General features: G+C 59.0%; 17 protein-coding genes. 8 read left to right on the forward strand and 9 right to left on the reverse strand.

From position 1 onward, the window contains the following. Positions 1 to 119: 119 nt before the first annotated feature. The 4 genes from AC0Z8Z_RS00595 to AC0Z8Z_RS00610 all read right to left on the reverse strand — a co-directional run bounded on the left by AC0Z8Z_RS00595 (position 120) and on the right by AC0Z8Z_RS00610 (position 4,527). Complete coding sequence (locus AC0Z8Z_RS00595) at positions 120 to 704, reverse strand: hypothetical protein (protein WP_485617375.1); 585 nt, start codon at positions 702 to 704, stop codon at positions 120 to 122. Further along, complete coding sequence (locus tag AC0Z8Z_RS00600; protein ID WP_485617376.1) at positions 701 to 1,984, reverse strand: AAA family ATPase; 1,284 nt, start codon at positions 1,982 to 1,984, stop codon at positions 701 to 703. The genes AC0Z8Z_RS00595 and AC0Z8Z_RS00600 overlap by 4 nt, the downstream gene beginning before the upstream one ends. A 637-nt stretch (positions 1,985 to 2,621) precedes the next feature. Further along, a complete protein-coding gene (locus AC0Z8Z_RS00605; RefSeq protein WP_485617377.1) occupies positions 2,622 to 3,968 on the reverse strand; it encodes a spinster family MFS transporter in 1,347 nt (448 codons plus the stop codon). Positions 3,969 to 4,227: 259 nt separating this feature from the next. Beyond that, on the reverse strand, positions 4,228 to 4,527 hold the full coding sequence (locus AC0Z8Z_RS00610; RefSeq protein ID WP_485617378.1) for a DUF2288 domain-containing protein: 300 nt from the start codon (positions 4,525 to 4,527) through the stop codon (positions 4,228 to 4,230). 326 nt (positions 4,528 to 4,853) lie between these two features. Here AC0Z8Z_RS00610 and AC0Z8Z_RS00615 point away from each other — a divergent pair, with 326 nt between their 5' ends. The 5 genes from AC0Z8Z_RS00615 (at position 4,854) to AC0Z8Z_RS00635 (ending at position 9,850) form a co-directional block, all read left to right on the forward strand. After that, positions 4,854 to 5,981: a branched-chain amino acid ABC transporter substrate-binding protein gene (locus AC0Z8Z_RS00615; RefSeq protein WP_172609395.1), complete on the forward strand. Its 1,128-nt coding sequence runs from the start codon at positions 4,854 to 4,856 to the stop codon at positions 5,979 to 5,981. A 214-nt stretch (positions 5,982 to 6,195) separates the two neighbouring features. Further along, positions 6,196 to 7,122, forward strand: a complete 927-nt coding sequence (livH, locus tag AC0Z8Z_RS00620; protein ID WP_122536639.1) for a high-affinity branched-chain amino acid ABC transporter permease LivH — start codon at positions 6,196 to 6,198, stop codon at positions 7,120 to 7,122. Beyond that, complete coding sequence (locus AC0Z8Z_RS00625) at positions 7,119 to 8,381, forward strand: high-affinity branched-chain amino acid ABC transporter permease LivM (protein WP_485617379.1); 1,263 nt, start codon at positions 7,119 to 7,121, stop codon at positions 8,379 to 8,381. Before livH ends, AC0Z8Z_RS00625 begins: the two co-directional genes overlap by 4 nt. After that, entirely contained in the window at positions 8,381 to 9,148 is a 768-nt protein-coding gene (gene livG, locus AC0Z8Z_RS00630; RefSeq protein ID WP_122536637.1) for a high-affinity branched-chain amino acid ABC transporter ATP-binding protein LivG, read from the forward strand. The genes AC0Z8Z_RS00625 and livG overlap by 1 nt, the downstream gene beginning before the upstream one ends. Beyond that, positions 9,149 to 9,850: an ABC transporter ATP-binding protein gene (locus tag AC0Z8Z_RS00635; protein ID WP_065992624.1), complete on the forward strand. Its 702-nt coding sequence runs from the start codon at positions 9,149 to 9,151 to the stop codon at positions 9,848 to 9,850. Between the two features lie 537 nt (positions 9,851 to 10,387). On the opposite strand, the gene AC0Z8Z_RS00640 is transcribed toward AC0Z8Z_RS00635, so the two are convergent. Continuing rightward, on the reverse strand, positions 10,388 to 11,296 hold the full coding sequence (locus AC0Z8Z_RS00640; RefSeq protein ID WP_485617381.1) for a LysR family transcriptional regulator: 909 nt from the start codon (positions 11,294 to 11,296) through the stop codon (positions 10,388 to 10,390). A 105-nt stretch (positions 11,297 to 11,401) separates the two neighbouring features. Here AC0Z8Z_RS00640 and AC0Z8Z_RS00645 point away from each other — a divergent pair, with 105 nt between their 5' ends. From AC0Z8Z_RS00645 to AC0Z8Z_RS00655, 3 genes are all read left to right on the forward strand, one after another. Then, the gene (locus AC0Z8Z_RS00645) at positions 11,402 to 12,001 is read left to right on the forward strand and encodes a short chain dehydrogenase (RefSeq protein WP_485617383.1); all 600 of its coding nucleotides are present in this window, start codon (positions 11,402 to 11,404) and stop codon (positions 11,999 to 12,001) included. Positions 12,002 to 12,063: 62 nt separating this feature from the next. Next, complete coding sequence (locus tag AC0Z8Z_RS00650) at positions 12,064 to 12,744, forward strand: hypothetical protein (RefSeq protein ID WP_369307166.1); 681 nt, start codon at positions 12,064 to 12,066, stop codon at positions 12,742 to 12,744. A 113-nt stretch (positions 12,745 to 12,857) separates the two neighbouring features. Beyond that, positions 12,858 to 14,471, forward strand: a complete 1,614-nt coding sequence (locus tag AC0Z8Z_RS00655) for an NAD(P)/FAD-dependent oxidoreductase (RefSeq protein ID WP_485617384.1) — start codon at positions 12,858 to 12,860, stop codon at positions 14,469 to 14,471. Positions 14,472 to 14,590: 119 nt separating this feature from the next. On the opposite strand, the gene AC0Z8Z_RS00660 is transcribed toward AC0Z8Z_RS00655, so the two are convergent. The 4 genes from AC0Z8Z_RS00660 to AC0Z8Z_RS00675 form a co-directional block, all read right to left on the reverse strand. Then, positions 14,591 to 15,055 carry an outer membrane lipoprotein gene (locus AC0Z8Z_RS00660; protein WP_037012225.1) on the reverse strand — a complete coding sequence of 155 codons (465 nt, stop codon included), beginning with the start codon at positions 15,053 to 15,055 and terminating at the stop codon, positions 14,591 to 14,593. Positions 15,056 to 15,262: 207 nt separating this feature from the next. Further along, positions 15,263 to 15,910, reverse strand: coding sequence for a pyridoxamine 5'-phosphate oxidase (pdxH, locus tag AC0Z8Z_RS00665; RefSeq protein ID WP_205486950.1), 648 nt, complete (start codon positions 15,908 to 15,910; stop codon positions 15,263 to 15,265). A gap of 48 nt (positions 15,911 to 15,958) precedes the next feature. After that, positions 15,959 to 17,071 (reverse strand): OmpA family protein, encoded by a 1,113-nt coding sequence (locus AC0Z8Z_RS00670; RefSeq protein ID WP_485617385.1) that lies wholly within the window; start codon positions 17,069 to 17,071, stop codon positions 15,959 to 15,961. 150 nt (positions 17,072 to 17,221) lie between these two features. Beyond that, positions 17,222 to 18,370 carry a serine hydrolase domain-containing protein gene (locus AC0Z8Z_RS00675; RefSeq protein ID WP_485617386.1) on the reverse strand — a complete coding sequence of 383 codons (1,149 nt, stop codon included), beginning with the start codon at positions 18,368 to 18,370 and terminating at the stop codon, positions 17,222 to 17,224. Positions 18,371 to 18,380: the final 10 nt, after the last annotated feature.

Raw genomic sequence — 18,380 nt, forward strand, 5'->3', positions numbered from 1 at the left:
CGTGATATCTTGGTTTTTCACTCTGCGATGAATTGATTTGACCGCGCTATCACAGCTGAACGTTAGATGATAAGAGCCACTTTAAACGGCGACCTAAGGTAAGACCTGTCTAGAAAGGGTTAACCACCACCTTGAGCGTTCTTCTTGTCGACTGCTGCTGCGATAAGAGGAGCTTTTTTTCTGAGCCCCTCAAGCGTGAGTTCTTCCTCCTCATACATCCTGTACCACTCTCGGCGAACTCGGAGGGCTCGCTCGTCATCTCTGATTGGGAGATTATCCAAGGTGCTTTTTGCTAGGTCTTTAAATTCAACAGGAATTAGATCAGTGGCAATAAGCTGCATTGACGGAAGTAGAATTTCGAACCATCCTTCGCAGACTACGAAAGGGTCCAGAACTATAGAAGCTTGCTTTTTGTTTTTTGAGGAGTTTACCCATCCTTCCACATACCTAAAATTTTCCCATTCATACGCTAGAGAGTTATCTTCTTTCCAGCTGACGAAGTGATCAACAGTGCCGCTCGGAATATACATTGCCCCGAAAGCACAACGATTTGAAAAACCATCGGCTAAGACTTGGCGAAAAGGTGACCACTTATCCGCCGGGCGCTCGCAGTTGGGATTCTCTCTCAACCAACCTGCTCCAGCTTTCCGGCACCGGACGTCAAATGTTGAAGGTTCCTTAATAGGATTGGGGATAGGGATCATTTTATCGATCCTTTGATTTTCTTTTTCTCTGTCCAAACAATCCAGCGCGGCCAAAAGTGGTCTCCGCCAGGTAAAACGCGGATTAGCTCGTTGTGGATTTTTCGCTCTGTATTTAATTTTTCGGGTAGACCTGAGAAGTCTCTGCGCATCCATGACTCGGCAGCTTCGATCGCAGATTCGGCCTCTATGGATCTTGCTTGTTGCATCCCAAAAGTATCGGATACTAGCCAGTTGACAACATCACCTTGTTTTGCCCAAACCTCTGGCTCTATCACTGCCTGTCCATTGTTCAAGCGAATATGGAATACAGAGTCTTTTGCTTCGTCGAATGATGGCTCTGCAGATGCGAGCACCAGTGGCGAGTGCGTTGCGACAATCAATTGAACCGAAACCTTTTCGCGCGTCATAGCCTTCATTACATTTAAAAGAGCTGGAACGATTCGCCTTTGCCATTGCGGATGAAGGTGACATTCAATTTCATCAATAAGAAATATAATTTCTTTAGCCGGATTTGTTCCTCTAATTTTGCACGCCCGCTGGTGCCCGCTCCAAGTCCATACGATTAAATAAGCTAAAGCGGCGATACGGCGCATTCCTGCCGAAGCATGCGTTAAAGGAACATCTTCGCCATATGGCATTCTAAGCGTTGGATATAAGGTCTCATCAATTGTCCCTAGGTATCTGGGAGGTCCCGGCTCGAGCTTCTCTAACCCGGATGGGGAAAGGGCATCAAGGGCTTTAGTGAGTTCGTTAAAAGTTGTATTTTTCGCTACTTGTTGCCAGCGCACCCAATCCGCAATTAATCCATTACAGATATTTGTCCCCTTTTCCGACGTTGCGCCGTTCCAGACTTCATCTGGTGTAAAGTTGAATGCCCGAATCTTCTCTTCGTGTTCTTCCTCAGCTCCGCTCCAGTAATTCCTGGCTGGATCCCACGCGGAAAAACTTCCATCGACACCTGCATAGATCACTACGCCAGGAATTGCAGGCCTAGCTTTTGGTTGTGGCCAGAGGCCATTTTTGAAGAAGATTTCGCCACTTTTATTTCCTGCGGTTACTTTACTGTATTCAAAACTGATGCTTGGTGTTTTGAACGCCTCGCGAGGGGTTGCTACAGACTCCCTTGCCCAGGTTCGGGTCAATACCCACCAAGCAGTGTCCAAAATGAAGCTTTTACCTAGACCGTTATCGCCGGTAATAAAATTGAGTCGCTCAGAAAATCTTATGGGACCCAGCTCGTTGGCTGGACCAACTCCCTTCAGGTGCAAGGACTTCAACATGCGTCTGGTCTCGGAGTGATAGATAGGTAGTGAGTTTAATGCGAAAAAAATTACTCATCTACAATAGATGCCGAAACGGTCACGATCTTTCGCGAAAACCAAGGTAATCGAAGTGGCGGGACACTGCGACCAATCCGCTCGATCGAGGACTCCGACAACGCTAGCAACCGTAACGGACGGGTGACAGGGCTGTCCTGCTGAGAAGTGGCCTGCCTCTCGAAAGGATCGATACCCTTCAGTCCTTATGGGCTACTGGGCTACTGGGCTACGTCTGTCCGTTTGTCCGTTTGTCCGTTTGTCCGTTTGTCCGTTTGTCCGTTTGTCATCAATGTGGCTTTCCTGTTGGACGATGACGAGCATTTGCGTCTACTGCTATGAGAATGATAGAGACAAAAAGGACAGCTAAAACATAGGAATTTCCGTGTATCCGAATGCGAGAAAATTATTGAGTTATACGTTCTCATGAAAAAAACACCCTACGGATTTTTTACCAGACAACGCCGGGCCGTAAGAGATAATCGCTGAATGTCCTTTGTGGGCTGACCTTAAATTGGCCCTCCCACGGGGGTCGCATTTCTTGCGAGACAGGGCGGCTCAAGGACGAAGGAGGATATCCCTATCAATCACTCGCAATCCTTCAAGCAACCGACGGCTCCCCCACCGGCTCATCCGCCACCATTCCCTCGCGCATCCGCTGCGCATCGGCGCTGAAACACGTCGACGCCTTCACCAGAAACACCAGCGCGAAAAACAGCGCCACCGGTATCAGGTACATCGCATCGTGCAGTCCCACCGCCTTGAACGGTTCGGTCATTTGTTCGACCTGCGCGGCGTACATGGCCGAGTGAGCGAAATGGTCGGACAGCAGTCCCACCACCACTGGCCCCAGGCCGCCGCCCAGCAGATACAGACCGGCAAAAAACAACGCCATGGCCGTGGCGCGCAGCCGGGGCTGCACCACGTCCTGAATCGCGGTGTAAACGCAGGTGTAGAAGTTGTAGGAAAACAGCCAGCCCAGGCTGAATACACCCACGAACACGCCGATTTCGATGCGCCCGGCGTGCAGCGCATAACCGGTACACAGCGTCGCGACCACCATGCTCACGGCGGCAAACATCAGGCGGCCGTTGCTCCAGCGTTGATGCAGCTTGTCCGCCACCCAGCCGCCGAGGGTCAGTCCTACGAGCCCGGTCACGCCGACGATAAGGCCGGTGGCCATCGCGGCGTCCTGCAAAGGCAGCAGAAAGTAGCGCTGCAGCATCGGCACCATGAACGAGTTGCACGCGTAGGTGGCGAAGTTGAACGCCAGACCGGCGAGCACCAGCCAGCGGAACGTAGGAATCGACAGCACGCGGCGGATCGGCCGGTCGATTTTCTCCTGGGAAATGGCCACGCTTTCAGCGGCGCCCCGGACTGGCTCGCGGATGAAGAACATGAACACCGCCAGCACCAGCCCCGGCACCGCAGCGATGAAGAACGGCGCGCGCCAGCTGCCGAACGCCTGCACCATCGCGCCGATGGTGAAGAACGCCAGCAGCAGCCCCAGGGGCAATCCCAGCATAAAGATGCCCATGGCCCGGGCGCGGCGGTGGGCGGGGAACAGGTCGCCGATCAACGAGTTGGCCGCTGGCGCATAGCTGGCCTCACCAATGCCCACGCCCATGCGCACCAGCAAAAACCCCCAAAAACTGCCGACCAGGCCATTCACCGCCGTCAGCCCACTCCATACCGCCAGGCCCCAACCCATCAATTTGCGCCGCGAGCCGTTGTCAGCCATGCGCCCCAGCGGAAGACCGGCCACGGCGTACACCAGCGTGAAGGCGGTGCCGATGATGCCGAGCTGAAAATCGCTCAGCGACCATTCCTTGCGGATGGGTTCAATGATGATCGCGGGGATCGTGCGGTCGAAGAAATTGAACAGGTTGGCCAGAAACAGCAGAAACAGAACGCGCCAAGCGTTCCTTGCCTGAATAGAGTGGTCCATGGGGCGATCTCTTTCTTGTTATAGGAGGCTGTCCCGGCTGACGCTCCGGTTTGCCTGAAATCTAGTCACCCCATGGCACTCTGTCTGTGAACATTCGCCCCGCTGATAACGGCCCATGTAAGGCATGCCTCAGTCCGACCGTGACTCTCACGTGAAGCGCGCGTTCAGTGAGATATTCCGCTACCGGCAACACACCGGTAGTTACCGCCCTACCCACTTTGCCATCACTTGGCGCACCATTTTTGAGCAGCTTTCAGCATCACGCCCTTTCATGGATCAACACCCAGGGTGCGACGACGACGGCCCACAGCGGCGGATCGCGCTCGAAAAGATCCAGAGCCTTTGATTCAGAGACCTTACCGACCTCCCCACTCTTGAGCCACGCCGCCACCTGCGCCTCGCGGTTCTCGGCAAATGCCTCTGCCACGGCGATCAAATCCAGCGTCGGCTCGACCCACAACAGGGCACCCTTCGCAAAGAATGGTTGCAATTCTTTCCAGGTAATCGAAGCGGTTTCGCCAAGCAGCTTGGCATAGAGGGTGCTAGGTTCTTGCGTCATGGGTTTTCACCGTATTGGAAATCGGCGCAATGATAGCGCCGCCATTCATACCGACAAACCCGGATTCAAGTGATTGATTGCAGGGAAGTTCGCGCTAGCTGACCGGTTGCTCGTCTGAGAAGACGAAACCAGCCGCCTGATTGTGTATCTTTCTGTCGATTAAGCGACATCCACAGGTTTTGGCCCCCGCAGCCAGCTATTCAAGCGCTCGACCGGCGCTCTAAACTGTTCCGGTACAGTTGCTGGGGTGCGGCCTGGAGATTCAATCCGGTCCTGCAGCTTTGGCCGTCAGGATTATAAAAACGACAACGCAAGAGTGGAGCATCATGACTAAGGGTATTAATCAGATTTCCAAGCTGTTTGCCGCACTGGTTCTGGCGGGGGTTGCCAGTCACTCGTTCGCAGCTGACACCATCAAGATCGGCATCGCCGGCCCTAAAACCGGTGCAGTGGCCCAGTACGGCGACATGCAGTTCAGTGGCGCCAAGATGGCCATCGACCAGATCAACGCCAAAGGCGGCGTTGACGGCAAGAAGCTTGAAGCGGTTGATTACGATGATGCCTGTGACCCGAAACAAGCGGTCGCCATCGCCAACAAAGTGGTTAACGACGGCGTCAAGTTCGTGGTTGGTCACCTCTGCTCCAGCTCCACTCAGCCTGCTTCGGACATCTACGAAGACGAAGGCATCATCATGGTGACCCCGGCGGCCACCAGCCCGGAAATCACCGCCCGCGGTTACAAAATGATCTTCCGCACCATCGGCCTGGACAGCGCCCAGGGCCCGGCCGCTGGCGACTATATCGCCAAGCAGGTCAAGCCGAAGATCGTTGCGGTCATCCACGACAAACAGCAATACGGTGAAGGCATCGCCACCGCCGTCAAGCAGACCCTGGAAAAAGACGGCGTGAAAGTCGCCCTGTTCGAAGGCATCAATGCCGGCGACAAGGACTTCTCCTCGCTGATCGCCAAGATGAAGCAAGCCAACGTCGACTTCGTCTACTACGGCGGCTACCACCCTGAACTGGGTCTGATCCTGCGTCAGGCACAGGAAAAAGGCCTGAAAGCCGGCTTCATGGGTCCGGAAGGCGTGGGCAACGCGTCCATCTCGCAGATCGCTCAGGATGCGTCCGAAGGTCTGCTGGTCACCCTGCCGAAATCTTTCGATCAGGACCCGGCCAACAATGAGCTGGTCGCTGCGTTCAAGGCGAAGAAAGAAGACCCAAGCGGTCCGTTCGTGTTCCCGGCCTACGCCGCTGTTGAAGTGATTGCCGACGCGATCAAGACCGCCAAGTCAGAAGACACCGCCAAAGTGGCTGCAGCCATTCACGCCGGCACCTTCAAAACCCCTACCGGTGATCTGTCGTTCGACGCCAAGGGTGACTTGAAAGACTTCAAATTCGTCGTTTACACCTGGCACAAAGATGGCACCAAGACTGAAGCCCCTGTGAAATAACGCAGCCTTCATGCTTACCCGAAGCCCACTGCAACCGCAGTGGGCTTTGTTTTAGCTGGGCAGCGAATTTCACAAGAATTCCGATCCCTGAACATCTTGAAACCGCACCAGTGACCCACTGGGCTCGTGCCGGACGCGGACGTAGATCACGACGCGCGAGCGGGAAAAAACTTCACCAGTGAAACACCAGGCAGGTTTTTAGGAGCACTCAGCAATGCCGATAGATCTCTATCACTTTCTTCAACAGCTGGTTAATGGGATGACCATTGGCAGCACTTACGCCTTGATTGCCATCGGCTACACCATGGTTTACGGCATCATCGGCATGATCAACTTCGCCCATGGCGAGGTGTACATGATCGGGTCGTATGTGGCGTTTATCGCTCTGGCCGGTCTGACCATGCTTGGCCTGGACAGCCTGCCCCTGCTGATTACCGCAGCCTTCGTCGCCAGTATTGTGGTGACCAGCGCCTACGGTTACGCCATCGAGCGAGTTGCCTATCGCCCGTTGCGCGGTAGCAACCGTTTGATCCCTCTGATTTCCGCCATCGGTATGTCGATTTTCCTGCAGAACACCGTGCTGTTGTCGCAGGACTCAAAAGACAAATCGATCCCCAACCTCATTCCCGGCAACTTCGTTTTCGGCCCCGGCAGCACCCATGAAGTGGTGATCTCCTACATGCAGATCCTCATCTTCGTCGTCACGCTGGTGGCCATGCTCGGCCTGACCTGGTTCATCTCCCGCTCTCGCCTGGGTCGCGCCTGCCGTGCCTGCGCCGAAGACATCAAGATGGCCAACCTGCTGGGGATCAACACCAACAACATCATTGCCCTGACCTTTGTCATCGGCGCTGCCCTGGCGGCCGTCGCTGCGGTACTGCTGAGCATGCAGTACGGCGTGATCAACCCGAACGCGGGTTTCCTCGTCGGCATCAAAGCCTTCACCGCTGCGGTACTGGGCGGCATCGGCAGTATCCCGGGCGCGATGCTCGGCGGTCTGGTGCTGGGAATCGCCGAAGCCTTTGGCGCCGACATCTTCGGCGACCAGTACAAGGATGTGGTGGCGTTCGGTCTTCTCGTATTGGTGTTGTTGTTCCGGCCAACCGGCCTGCTGGGCCGTCCGGAGGTTGAAAAAGTATGACCAGGAATCTCAAATCGGCCCTCTTCAGCGCAGTGCTGGTGCTGGCCGTCGCTTACCCGATCCTCGGGCTCAAACTGGACATCGTCGGGATCAATCTCGCGGTGGTCGGCGCCAGCACCACCACCGTGCTGGTGATTTTCGCCGCGGCGTTTCTGATGTTCCTGCGGGTGCTGTTCAACGAACAGATCAGCGCCATGTGGCGTTCGCGCCCGCAGAAACAGCTGATGTCGGAAAAGACCAGCAACTTTCTGACCCTGCCGTCGACCCAACGCTGGTTCCTCGGCGCGCTGGTGATTGCTGCGCTGGTGTGGCCGTTCTTCGGTTCCCGCGGCGCAGTGGACATTGCGACCCTGATCCTGATCTACGTGATGCTCGGCCTTGGCCTGAACATCGTTGTCGGTCTGGCGGGTCTGCTCGACCTGGGCTACGTCGGCTTTTACGCCGTGGGCGCGTACACCTACGCCCTGCTGCAGCACTACTTCGGCTTCGGTTTCTGGATCTGCCTGCCGCTGGCAGGGCTGGCGTCGGCGACGTTCGGCTTCCTGCTCGGCTTCCCGGTCCTGCGCTTGCGTGGTGACTATCTGGCGATCGTGACGCTGGGTTTCGGTGAAATCATTCGCCTGTTCCTGCGTAACCTGACCGACATCACCGGCGGCCCGAACGGTATCAGCAACATCGAAAAACCAACGCTGTTCGGCCTGACCTTCGAGCGCAAGGCTGCCGAAGGCATGCAGACGTTCCACGAATACTTCGGCCTGCCCTACAACTCCATCAATAAGGTGATCTTTCTCTACCTGATCGCCCTGCTGCTGGCGCTGCTGGCGCTGTTCGTGATCAACCGGTTGCTGCGCATGCCCATCGGCCGCGCCTGGGAAGCCCTGCGTGAAGACGAAATCGCTTGCCGCGCGCTGGGTCTGAATCCGACCATCATCAAGCTGTCGGCCTTCACCCTGGGTGCTGCGTTCGCTGGTTTCGCCGGCAGTTTCTTCGCCGCGCGTCAGGGTTTGATCACGCCGGAGTCGTTCACCTTTCTGGAGTCGGCGATCATCCTCGCCATCGTGGTTCTGGGCGGGATGGGCTCGCAACTGGGCGTGATCCTCGCCGCCGTCGTGATGATTCTGTTGCCTGAACTGCTTCGCGAATTCAGCGAATACCGGATGCTCGGCTTCGGCGCCTTGATGGTGCTGATGATGATCTGGCGTCCGCAGGGCTTCCTGCCGATGCAGCGTCCCGTCATGAAACTCAAGGGGGAGCGCTGATGAGCCGTCCACTTCTGCAAGCGTCCGGCTTGTGCATGCGCTTTGGCGGTTTGCTGGCCGTCAACGGCGTCGGTCTGACCGTTAACGAGAAGCAGGTCGTGTCGATGATCGGCCCGAACGGGGCCGGCAAGACCACCGTGTTCAACTGCCTGACGGGTTTCTACAAACCCACCTCCGGCACGATTCTGCTGGACGGCGAGCCGATCCAGGGCCTGGCCGGCCATGAAATCGCCCGTAAAGGCGTGGTGCGGACGTTCCAGAACGTGCGCCTGTTCAAGGAAATGACGGCGGTGGAGAACCTGCTGGTGGCCCAGCATCGCCACCTCAACACCAATTTCCTGTCGGGCCTGTTCAAGACCCCGGCGTACCGCAAGAGCGAGCGTGAGGCGATGGAATATGCCGAGCACTGGCTGGAAGCGGTTGACCTGAAGGAATTCGCCAACCGTCCTGCCGGCACGCTGGCCTACGGTCAGCAACGCCGCCTGGAAATCGCCCGCTGCATGATGACGCGCCCGCGCATTCTGATGCTCGACGAGCCGGCGGCCGGTCTGAACCCTAAAGAAACCGAAGACTTGAAAGCGTTGATCGGCGTGTTGCGCAACGAGCACAACGCGACGGTGTTGCTGATCGAGCACGACATGAAGCTGGTCATGAGCATTTCCGACCACATCGTGGTGATCAATCAAGGCACGCCGCTGGCCGATGGCACGCCCGAGCAGATCCGTGACAATCCTGAAGTGATCAAAGCCTATCTGGGGGAAGCGTAAATGCTGCAGTTCGATAACGTTTCCACGTTCTACGGCAAGATCCAGGCATTGCACGGTGTCAGCATCGATGTGCAGCAGGGTGAGATTGTCACGCTGATCGGCGCCAATGGCGCGGGCAAATCGACGCTGTTGATGACGCTGTGCGGTTCGCCGCGGGCGCACAGTGGCAGCATCCGCTATATGGGTGAAGAGCTGGTCGGTCTGGAGTCGTCGGTGATCATGCGCAAGAGTATTGCGGTGGTGCCGGAGGGCCGTCGTGTGTTCGCGCGTCTGACGGTGGAGGAGAATCTGTCGATGGGCGGGTTCTTTACCGACAAGGCCGATTATCAGGTGCAGATGGATAAGGTGCTTGAGTTGTTCCCGCGTCTGAAGGAGCGTTTCAATCAGCGCGGCGGGACGATGTCTGGCGGCGAGCAGCAGATGCTGGCGATCGGGCGTGCCTTGATGAGCAAGCCGAAGCTGTTGTTGCTGGATGAGCCTTCGCTGGGTCTGGCGCCGATTATTATTCAGCAGATTTTCGAGATTGTTGAGCAGTTGCGGCGGGATGGGGTGACGGTGTTTCTGGTGGAGCAGAATGCGAATCAGGCGTTGAAGATCGCTGATCGTGCGTATGTTCTGGAGAATGGCCGGGTGGTGATGCAGGGGTCGGGGGCGGAGTTGCTGGTTGATCCGAAAGTGCGGGATGCTTATTTAGGCGGGTAAAGCAGGATCAAGGGCGTCTGCCTGGGGGCAGACGTTTCGCCTTCGGCGAGTTACTTGATAAAGCCCCAAGTAACCAAGGGCTTAGTGCTCCTGGTTGGGCCCTTCCTTCGTCAGGGTTCCTTCACTCCGGTCTCGCTCCGTGGGCCCGCGCCGAACGGGCATCCATGCCCTGACGGCGCTCTCGCCGCATCCCTGCGGCTCGGCCCACTCCGCGAGACCTGCGTTCAGCCTGCACCCAAGTCGCGTTTTGCGGTGTCTGGGCATCTTGTGTTTGAAGATCAAAAGCGCTCTTAAAGCAGATCAAGGGCTTCCCGGCTGAAGCCGATCCTAAAGGATGTCCGCGGTGCTTTTTAGTGGGACCGGCTTTAGCCGGGAAGAGGCCAGTGGCTGCGCCATCAATTTTGAATATTAAACCTGCCTGATCGCCCCCGTTCGACCTGTTGATGATCGTTCCCCCGCTCCGCGTGGGAATGCATCCCCTGACGCTCCGCGTCAGCTATGTTCTCGCCCCAACAACAAAGCCAATCCCCTGCGCTCTCAGAGCTTTTCCAGCGCCGCGGTGCTGCGCTCGAACCATTCGCCCAAATAATCCGCCATGACTTGAACCCGCCTCGGCAGCCGTCCTTCGAAGGGGTGGACCAGGTACAGCGATGAAACAGGCGTCTGGTAATCCCGCAGCAACCAGTGCAGTCGCCCGTCTTTCAGTTCTTCATGAACCATATACGACGGCAGGCGGGCGATGCCGGCGCCGACCAGTGCGGCTTTTTTGAGGAGGCCGTAGTGGTTACTGGCGAAGGTGCCGCGTACGTTGACGCGGCTCAGTTCGTGTTTCTGGTGGTAAGCCCACGATTCGCGGCCTGTGTGGTGGCTGTTGAGCAGGCATCGATGCACCCGCAGTTCTTCCGGGGTGTGTGGGGTACCGTGTTTGGCGAGGTAGGCCGGGCTGGCGCAGGTCAGTTCCTGTAACGACAGCAACGGCTTGGCGACCAGGCGCTCATCGATGCCCACGCTGGAGCGTATGCCCAGGTCAAAGCCATCACGGCGCATGTCGCGGAAGTGGTTGTTGAGGTCTAGCTCGACCTGCACGTCGGGGTAGGTCTGGGCGAATTCGGTGAGCAGGGCTTCAAAGAAGGTTTCGCCCAAGGATACCGGCACGGTCAGGCGCACGGTGCCGATCAGGCTTTCGCTCAGGTAGGCCATGGCGTCGCGAACGCGGTCGCGTTGGGCCAGCAGCGCGCGGGCCTCCGGCAGCAGAATGGCGCCCGCCGAGGTTAAGGTGAGGCTGCGGGTGGTGCGATGGAGCAGCGTCACGCCGAAGTTTTTTTCCAGTTTGCTGATGCGCTTGGACAGTTGGCTGGTACTGGTGTCCAGCCATTGCGCAGCCAGGGTGAAGCTATTGGCCTCCACCAGCATCGCGAACGCGGCCAGGTCGTCCATTTCGCTCATGATTGTTTCCTTTCTGACAAACCGGGATTGCCGTTTAGCCCCTGTTTCGGTGGGAAAAGGCGACTCACACTGAGCGCCTGATCCATACCAGGGGGAAACCGCATCATGAAAATTCTATTGATTGGCGCCAGCGGCACCATTGGCTCGGCGATCGAGAAAGAGTTGGCGCCACGCCACGAGATCGTTCGCATCGGCAGAACCGGCGCAGACGAGCACGTCGATATTAGTGACAGCGACTCGATCCGCAAACTATTCGAACGGACAGGCCCTTTCGACGCATTGATTTGCGCGGCCGGCAATGTCACCTTCGCGCCGCTCGGCGAGATGACCGCCGACTCCTTCGCCCTGGGCCTGCGCGACAAGCTGATGGGACAGGTCAATCTGTTGCTGATCGGCCGGGAATTCGCCAACGACGGCGCGTCCTTCACCTTCACCACCGGCGTTACCAGCGTCGATCCGATTCGCACCGGGGCGTCTGCCAGCCTGGTCAACGGCGCCATCGACGCCTTCGTGCGCGCCGCCGCCATCGAGATGCCGCGCGGCATGCGCGTCAATTCGGTCAGCCCCACAGTGCTGGTGGAAGCCATGGGCAGCTACGCGCCGTACTTTCGCGGCTTCAAGCCGGTTCCGGCTGCGGATGTCGCATTGGCGTACGCAAAAAGTGTCGAAGGGCTACAAACCGGACAGACCTATCACGTCGGTTAATCGCCCCTTGTGATGCGCGAGCAGGCTGAGTAACGTGGCGGCACTTGTCTGGAGACCGCCCCATGTCCGCTGCTCGTTCTGCCCTGATGTTCGCCCTGTTGCCCCTGTTCGCCGGCTGCCAGTTGATGCCCATGTCGTCCAATGACAGCAAGGTGTCGACGGCCGGCATGATCCGCATGCAGGGCACCCTCAGCGGTGACGGCGGCAAACTGTTCTTCGCCCCGTGCAACGAGCAGCGCCGCTATGCAGTAACTGACAAGGGCAACACTGGCGTCTTGCAGGAAGCCGCCTCGGTGGTGGACAAGAACGGCAAGGCGTTCGCCGATGTACGTGGCAACTTCGTCGCGAGCAAGGCCCAGGGCAGTGACGGTCAGGCCGACATCTATCAGCTGTACCGCGTCGAGCGCCCGAGCGGTGCCTGCGAGGACCCCAATTTCAAGCGCCTGACGATTCATGCCAGCGGCAACGGTCCGAAATGGAACCTCAACGCCAGCGGCAAGGGTCTGGTGCTTGAGCGCGAAGGCCAGGAGCCGTTCGCTGTGCCGTACATGGAAGAGCAGATGCCCGAGGGCCGCTTCAACCTGATCACCGACGCCAACAATCAGCACGTCGAGCTCTACGTCGCGCCGTTGCGCTGTGTGGACCCGTCGAACGGCTCGGTGCAGCACCTGACCGCCGAACTGCGGGTCAACGGCCAGGTTCAGCGCGGCTGCGCGTACTTTGGGGCGATGCGTAACGATTGATGGAGTGGCGGATGTCGTCGCTCGGGCCACCGCTCCCTGCCCAATGTGGCTTATAATCGCGCGCTCTTGTAGTGCTGCCGGGCCGATCCTGCGGCCCGAAACCGGATCTTTCAATGTTACGAATCACCGAATTCAAACTGCCGCTGGACCACGCGGACGACGAACTGCGCCCCGCACTTCTGCAACGCCTGGGCATCGGCAGCGACGAGCTTCTGGATTTCACTCTGTTCAAGCGCAGCTACGATGCGCGCAAGAAATCCACCGAACTGCAGTTCATTTACACCATCGATTTCCAGGTGCGCGACGAAGCCGCCCTGCTCCAGCGCCTGAGTCACGACAAACACATCGGCCCGGCCCCGGACGTCAGTTACAAAGTGGTTGGCCACGCCCCCGCCGATCTGAGCCAGCGTCCGCTGGTGGTCGGCTTTGGTCCGTGCGGGATTTTCGCCGGCCTGTTGCTGGCGCAGATGGGCTTCAAACCGATCATCCTCGAGCGCGGCACTGAAGTCCGTCAGCGCACCAAGGACACTTGGGGGCTGTGGCGCAAGAACGTGCTCAACCCTGAATCCAACGTACAGTTCGGCGAGGGCGGCGCGGGGACGTTTTCCGACGGCAAGCTCTACAGCCAGATCAAAGACCCGAAATTCATCGGTCGCAAGGTCTTGCACGAGTTCGTCAAAGCCGGCGCGCCGGAGGAGATTCTCTACGTCAGCAAGCCGCACATTGGCACCTTCCGCCTGACCGGCGTCGTTGAAAACATGCGTCATCAGATCAAAGCGCTGGGCGGCGAAGTACGCTTCCAGCAACGCGTCACCGATGTGCTGATCGAAGACGGCCAGATGCAGGGCGTCCTGCTCGACAGCGGCGAGCGCATCGACTCTCGGCACGTGATTCTGGCGCTGGGCCACAGCGCCCGCGACACCTTCCGCATGCTCCACGGCCGCGGCGTGTTCATGGAGGCCAAACCGTTTTCGGTCGGCTTCCGCATCGAGCACCCACAAGGCTTGATCGACCGCGCCCGACTGGGTAAATACGCCGGTCACCCGAAGCTTGGCGCTGCCGATTACAAACTGGTGCACCACGCCAAGAACGGCCGTTCGGTGTACAGCTTCTGCATGTGCCCCGGTGGCACGGTGGTGGCGGCGACTTCCGAGCCCAACCGCGTGGTCACCAACGGCATGAGCCAGTACTCGCGCAACGAGCGCAACGCCAACTCCGGCATCGTCGTCGGCATTACGCCGGAGCAGGATTATCCGGGCAGCCCGCTGGCCGGCATCGAACTGCAGGAGCGACTGGAGTCCCACGCCTACCTCATGGGCGGCGAAACCTACGAAGCCCCGGCGCAACTGGTGGGTGATTTCATCGCGGGCAAAGCGTCGACGGCGCTGGGCACAGTGGAACCGTCCTACAAGCCGGGCGTCAAGCTGACCGACCTTGCCGACGCATTGCCTCCCTTCGCCATCGAAGCCATTCGTGAGGCGCTTCCCGCGTTTGAGAAGCAGATCAGAGGCTTCTCTCAACATGATGCGATCCTCACCGGCATCGAGACGCGCACCTCCTCGCCCCTGCGCATCACCCGTGGCGAAGACCTGCAGAGCCTCAACGTCAAAGGCCTGTTCCCGGCGGGCGAAGGCGCGGGCTATGCGGGCGGCATCCTGTCGGCCGGCGTCGACGGGATTCGCATCGCTGAAGCGCTGGCCCGAAATATCCTGGGTATCACTGAATAAGCCCCTACAGCGCAAAAACCTGTAGCTGAGACAGCGTGCTGAAATGCAAAACGCCCCGAATGATCGGGGCGTTTTTGCAAGCGGGCTTTTACACCAAGCTTCAGGCCATCCAGCGCGGTTTAGTGGCTAACGCGGCTGGTACCGTTGACGGTCATGATGCGGACACGCTCACCCACACGGAAGATCTCGTTTTCCTGAACTTCCTGAACATAGGCACGCATGGTGCCGTCGTCTTCACGCACGGTGATCTCGACGCCTTGAGCACGGGTCAGGCCGCCTTCCGCTGCCGAACCCAGCAAACCACCGGCGACGGCACCGATCACGGCCGTCACGATGCTGCCGCGGCCGCCACCGATGGCGCTGCCACCCACGCCGCCAACAATGGCACCGGCGCCAGCGCCGATCGGGGTTTTGGTGCCTTCAATCTTCACCGGACGCAGCGATTCGATAGTGCCCAGGCGTACGGTCTGCACCTGACGAGCTTCGTCGCGCGAGTACGAGTCGCCGGTGAGGCTTGAAGTACAGCCGCCCAGCGTCAGCGCCATGGCGGTGAACGAAGCAACCAACAGAACAGACTTACGCATAACAGTATCTCCAGAGGAACAGGTAGCCATTAGACTCTGCGACGCCAATCGATGTCACGGTCCTGTACCGATAATTTACGTTTATTCAGGCGTGATACAGCAACCCGCCGACGTCTCCAGCAGTGGACGACGGCGCCGGAAATTGATTCAAAGAAAAGTGTGACAGAGCCCCGAAGCTGACAATCAGCCAGTCCGAAACGCCAGCAATCAGGGGGCCAGGCGCTCTCGCTGCCATTCACTTTCAACCAGTCGATAGTTCAGGCGGTCGTGCAGACGGCTTGGACGTCCCTGCCAGAATTCGATGCGATCCGGTACCAGACGATAACCGCCCCAGTGATCGGGACAGTCAGGCTGGGTGTCCATGAAACGCGCCTCGGTGGCTTTGAGCAAACCTTCGAGTTCTTCACGGTCGGCGATCACCTGGCTTTGCGGCGATGCCCAGGCACCCAGGCGGCTGCCGAGGGGGCGTACCTGGAAATAGGCGTCGGATTCTTCGTGGCTGACTTTGGCCACGCGGCCCTCGATGCGCACCTGACGTTCCAGCGTGGGCCAGAAGAACGTCATCGCGGCAAAAGGACGTGCGTTCAACTGCTGGCCTTTGGCGCTTTCGTAGTTCGAAAAGAACGTGAACCCCTGAGCGTCGAGGCCTTTGAGCAGCAGAACCCGGCAATGCGGGCGGCCGTCGGCATCGACAGTCGCCAGCGTCATGGCATTGGCCTCCACCGGCGCTTGCTCGGTCTGGACCGCTTCGTTGAACCAGTGATGAAACAGTGCGAAGGGTTCTTCCGGAGCCTGGGCTTCGGTCAACCCTTCGCGGGCATAGTTACGACGCATATCGGCCAGACGCTGGCTCATCACTGCCTTCCTTAATCGAGATTCGTGAACAGATTCCCGATCTTAACCTCAGTTGCTGGCTTGAGCATCCGGGGCAGGTTTTTTGGCGGCTGCTTTCGCAGGCGCTGCCTTGGCTTTCGCTGGCGCAGCTTTCTTCACCGGCGCTTTTTTGGCCGCAGGCGCTTTGGCGGCAGAAGCCTTGGTCGCAGCGGCCTTCTTGACCGGTGCGGCCGATTTGACAGGCGCAGCCGCCTTGGTCGGTGCGGCAACCGGTGCCGGAGCCGGCGCGTTGGCAGTTTGCACGGCCAGCAGGGTTGGCGCCGGCGGCAAGTTGTACTTGGCCATCTGGGCAACCATGGTGTCTTGCGGGGTCAGGATGATTTCCACGCGGCGATTCAATGCGCGACCTGGCGCACTGTCGCTGGCTGCACGGGGCATGTCGGCGCCCATGCCGCGCAGGCTCAGGCGGTTACGCTGCAGGCCGCTGAGGCGGAAAATCGCCGCGACCGATTGCGCGCGCTGCTGGCTGATCTTGAGATCGGCGTCGCCGGCGACATCGCCGTGGCCCAACACCAGAACAGCGGCGCGCGGGTCGACTTCAACGATCTTGGCCATACGGCTGATCGGGCCGAGGTTGGTCGGCAGGAGCATTTCCGGACGTTTCGGATTGAAAGTACTGTCGACCGGCGCGGTCACCACGAGGATGTCGTCACGGCGCTCGAGCTGGAACTGGCTGTCCTTGATCGCTTCGCGGACTTTCGGCTCGTTCAGATCCAGCCAGGCCTGCGTCACTTTCGGGTCGACTTTGGGAATAGCTGGCGCTGCGTCTTTTTTAGCTTCGCTTGCGCCGAACGGCCACCACCATTTGTTGGCGTCGCCAGCCTGAGCAACGGCCGGGGCTGCGGCCGGTTGAGTGGCGGCAACTTCCGGTTTCTTCTCGGTCTCGCCGTGGTCAGAACCAAATGGCCAGTACCAGCGCGTGCCGGTCTCGGCCTGGGCTTTCGCGACTTGCGCAGCCGCCGGGCCTGGCGCTGGGGCTGGGGCTGCAGGCGCTGCATCGGCGCCCTTGCCCGAGCCGAACGACCACCAGTGGTCATTGCTGGCCGACTGGTCCTGAGGGGTTTGCGCACAGCCGGTGACGGCGAGGCAGATGGCGAATGCGAGGCTTTTGTTAGCTGACATGGGTGACCCACATGAATAATTGATCAGAAAATGAACGAAGCAGCGCTCATATAACACGCATAAAGACCGTTTTGGAAAAAGAAACCGCCCTACGGTTCCGTTATCGGTCTTTAACTGACAGTCGGTAGAACAAGCACTTAACGGCGATACTTATTGCAAACACTCACCAAGCTCGCGCACGAGACGCTGAGCGCGCGGGTCCATCAGCACGTAAGGACCGAGGGTATTCGTTACGAAACCGAACGCGACATCGCGCTCGGGATCGGCGAAACCTACCGAGCCACCTGCGCCAGGGTGGCCGAACGACTTGGCGCCCAGGCCAAATGTTGCGTTAGGCACCGCGGGTTGATCGAGCATGCAGCCCAGACCGAAGCGCGTCTGGGTGAGCAGCGTCTTGTCCTGGCCGATGCTGTGCTCGCGGGTGAGCTCGTTGAGCAAGTCGCCGTCCAGCAGGCTGCCATCCAGCAAGCCGCTGTAGAAACCGGCCAGACTGCGTGCGTTGCCATGGCCATTGGCGGCAGGTTGCTGCATGCGCCGCCATTCCGGCTTGTTGGTGCTGGTCATGATCGACGGCGGGTTGGTGAACGCCCTGGCGGTCATGGAAGCGGGTTCGCGCATCGTGGTCTGCAGCAGCCGCTGTGCGGCCTCATCACCGGTATTGCCCTTGCCTCTAGCGATGTGGGCGACGCGGTGAAACTCTTCATCAGGGAGACCGACATGGAAATCCAGGCCCAATGGACGTGAAATACGCGCCGCAATGGATTCGCCCGGGCCACGCCCGTCGGCACGCCGAATCATCTCGCCCACCAGCCAGCCGTAGGTGATAGCGGCATAGCCGTGGCCCTGCCCCGGGGTCCACCAGGGCTCCTCGGCAGCCAACACACTTGTCATGGTCTGCCAGTCGTAAAGCGCTTCGGCCGGCAGGATGTCACGGATCGCCGGGAGCCCGGCCTGATGGCAGAGCAACTGCCGCAATGTGATGGACTGTTTGCCGTTGGCAGCGAACTCGGGCCAGAGACGCGCGACGGGCTCATCCAGAGCCAGCTTGCCCTCGCCCACTAATTGCAGGGCGGTGACCGCGGTAAAGGTCTTGGTGCAGGAGAACAGATTGGCGATGGTGTCGCTGTGCCAAACCTCGCCGCCATCCTTGTCTGCCGTGCCCGCCCACAGATCCAGCACCGTCTCGCCGCCAACCTGCACGCACAGCGCTGCGCCACGCTCCTGCGGATCGTCGAACAGCGCCGCGAACGCCTCGCGTACGGCCTCAAACTGAAGCTCGAAATGGCCTTGAATCTGCACGGTCTGGCTC

Source organism: Pseudomonas sp. 1L-C-7-B-C1 (assembly GCF_057291635.1).

Excerpts from the sequence above, each read along its gene's own strand:
- AC0Z8Z_RS00595 (WP_485617375.1), bottom strand. The coding sequence starts at position 704 with ATGATCCCTATCCCCAATCCTATTAAGGAACCTTCAACATTTGACGTC.
- AC0Z8Z_RS00600 (WP_485617376.1), bottom strand. The coding sequence starts at position 1,984 with ATGTTGAAGTCCTTGCACCTGAAGGGAGTTGGTCCAGCCAACGAGCTG.
- AC0Z8Z_RS00605 (WP_485617377.1), bottom strand. The coding sequence starts at position 3,968 with ATGGACCACTCTATTCAGGCAAGGAACGCTTGGCGCGTTCTGTTTCTG.
- AC0Z8Z_RS00610 (WP_485617378.1), bottom strand. The coding sequence starts at position 4,527 with ATGACGCAAGAACCTAGCACCCTCTATGCCAAGCTGCTTGGCGAAACC.
- AC0Z8Z_RS00615 (WP_172609395.1), top strand. The coding sequence starts at position 4,854 with ATGACTAAGGGTATTAATCAGATTTCCAAGCTGTTTGCCGCACTGGTT.
- livH (WP_122536639.1), top strand. The coding sequence starts at position 6,196 with ATGCCGATAGATCTCTATCACTTTCTTCAACAGCTGGTTAATGGGATG.
- AC0Z8Z_RS00625 (WP_485617379.1), top strand. The coding sequence starts at position 7,119 with ATGACCAGGAATCTCAAATCGGCCCTCTTCAGCGCAGTGCTGGTGCTG.
- livG (WP_122536637.1), top strand. The coding sequence starts at position 8,381 with ATGAGCCGTCCACTTCTGCAAGCGTCCGGCTTGTGCATGCGCTTTGGC.
- AC0Z8Z_RS00635 (WP_065992624.1), top strand. The coding sequence starts at position 9,149 with ATGCTGCAGTTCGATAACGTTTCCACGTTCTACGGCAAGATCCAGGCA.
- AC0Z8Z_RS00640 (WP_485617381.1), bottom strand. The coding sequence starts at position 11,296 with ATGAGCGAAATGGACGACCTGGCCGCGTTCGCGATGCTGGTGGAGGCC.
- AC0Z8Z_RS00645 (WP_485617383.1), top strand. The coding sequence starts at position 11,402 with ATGAAAATTCTATTGATTGGCGCCAGCGGCACCATTGGCTCGGCGATC.
- AC0Z8Z_RS00650 (WP_369307166.1), top strand. The coding sequence starts at position 12,064 with ATGTCCGCTGCTCGTTCTGCCCTGATGTTCGCCCTGTTGCCCCTGTTC.
- AC0Z8Z_RS00655 (WP_485617384.1), top strand. The coding sequence starts at position 12,858 with ATGTTACGAATCACCGAATTCAAACTGCCGCTGGACCACGCGGACGAC.
- AC0Z8Z_RS00660 (WP_037012225.1), bottom strand. The coding sequence starts at position 15,055 with ATGCGTAAGTCTGTTCTGTTGGTTGCTTCGTTCACCGCCATGGCGCTG.
- pdxH (WP_205486950.1), bottom strand. The coding sequence starts at position 15,910 with ATGAGCCAGCGTCTGGCCGATATGCGTCGTAACTATGCCCGCGAAGGG.
- AC0Z8Z_RS00670 (WP_485617385.1), bottom strand. The coding sequence starts at position 17,071 with ATGTCAGCTAACAAAAGCCTCGCATTCGCCATCTGCCTCGCCGTCACC.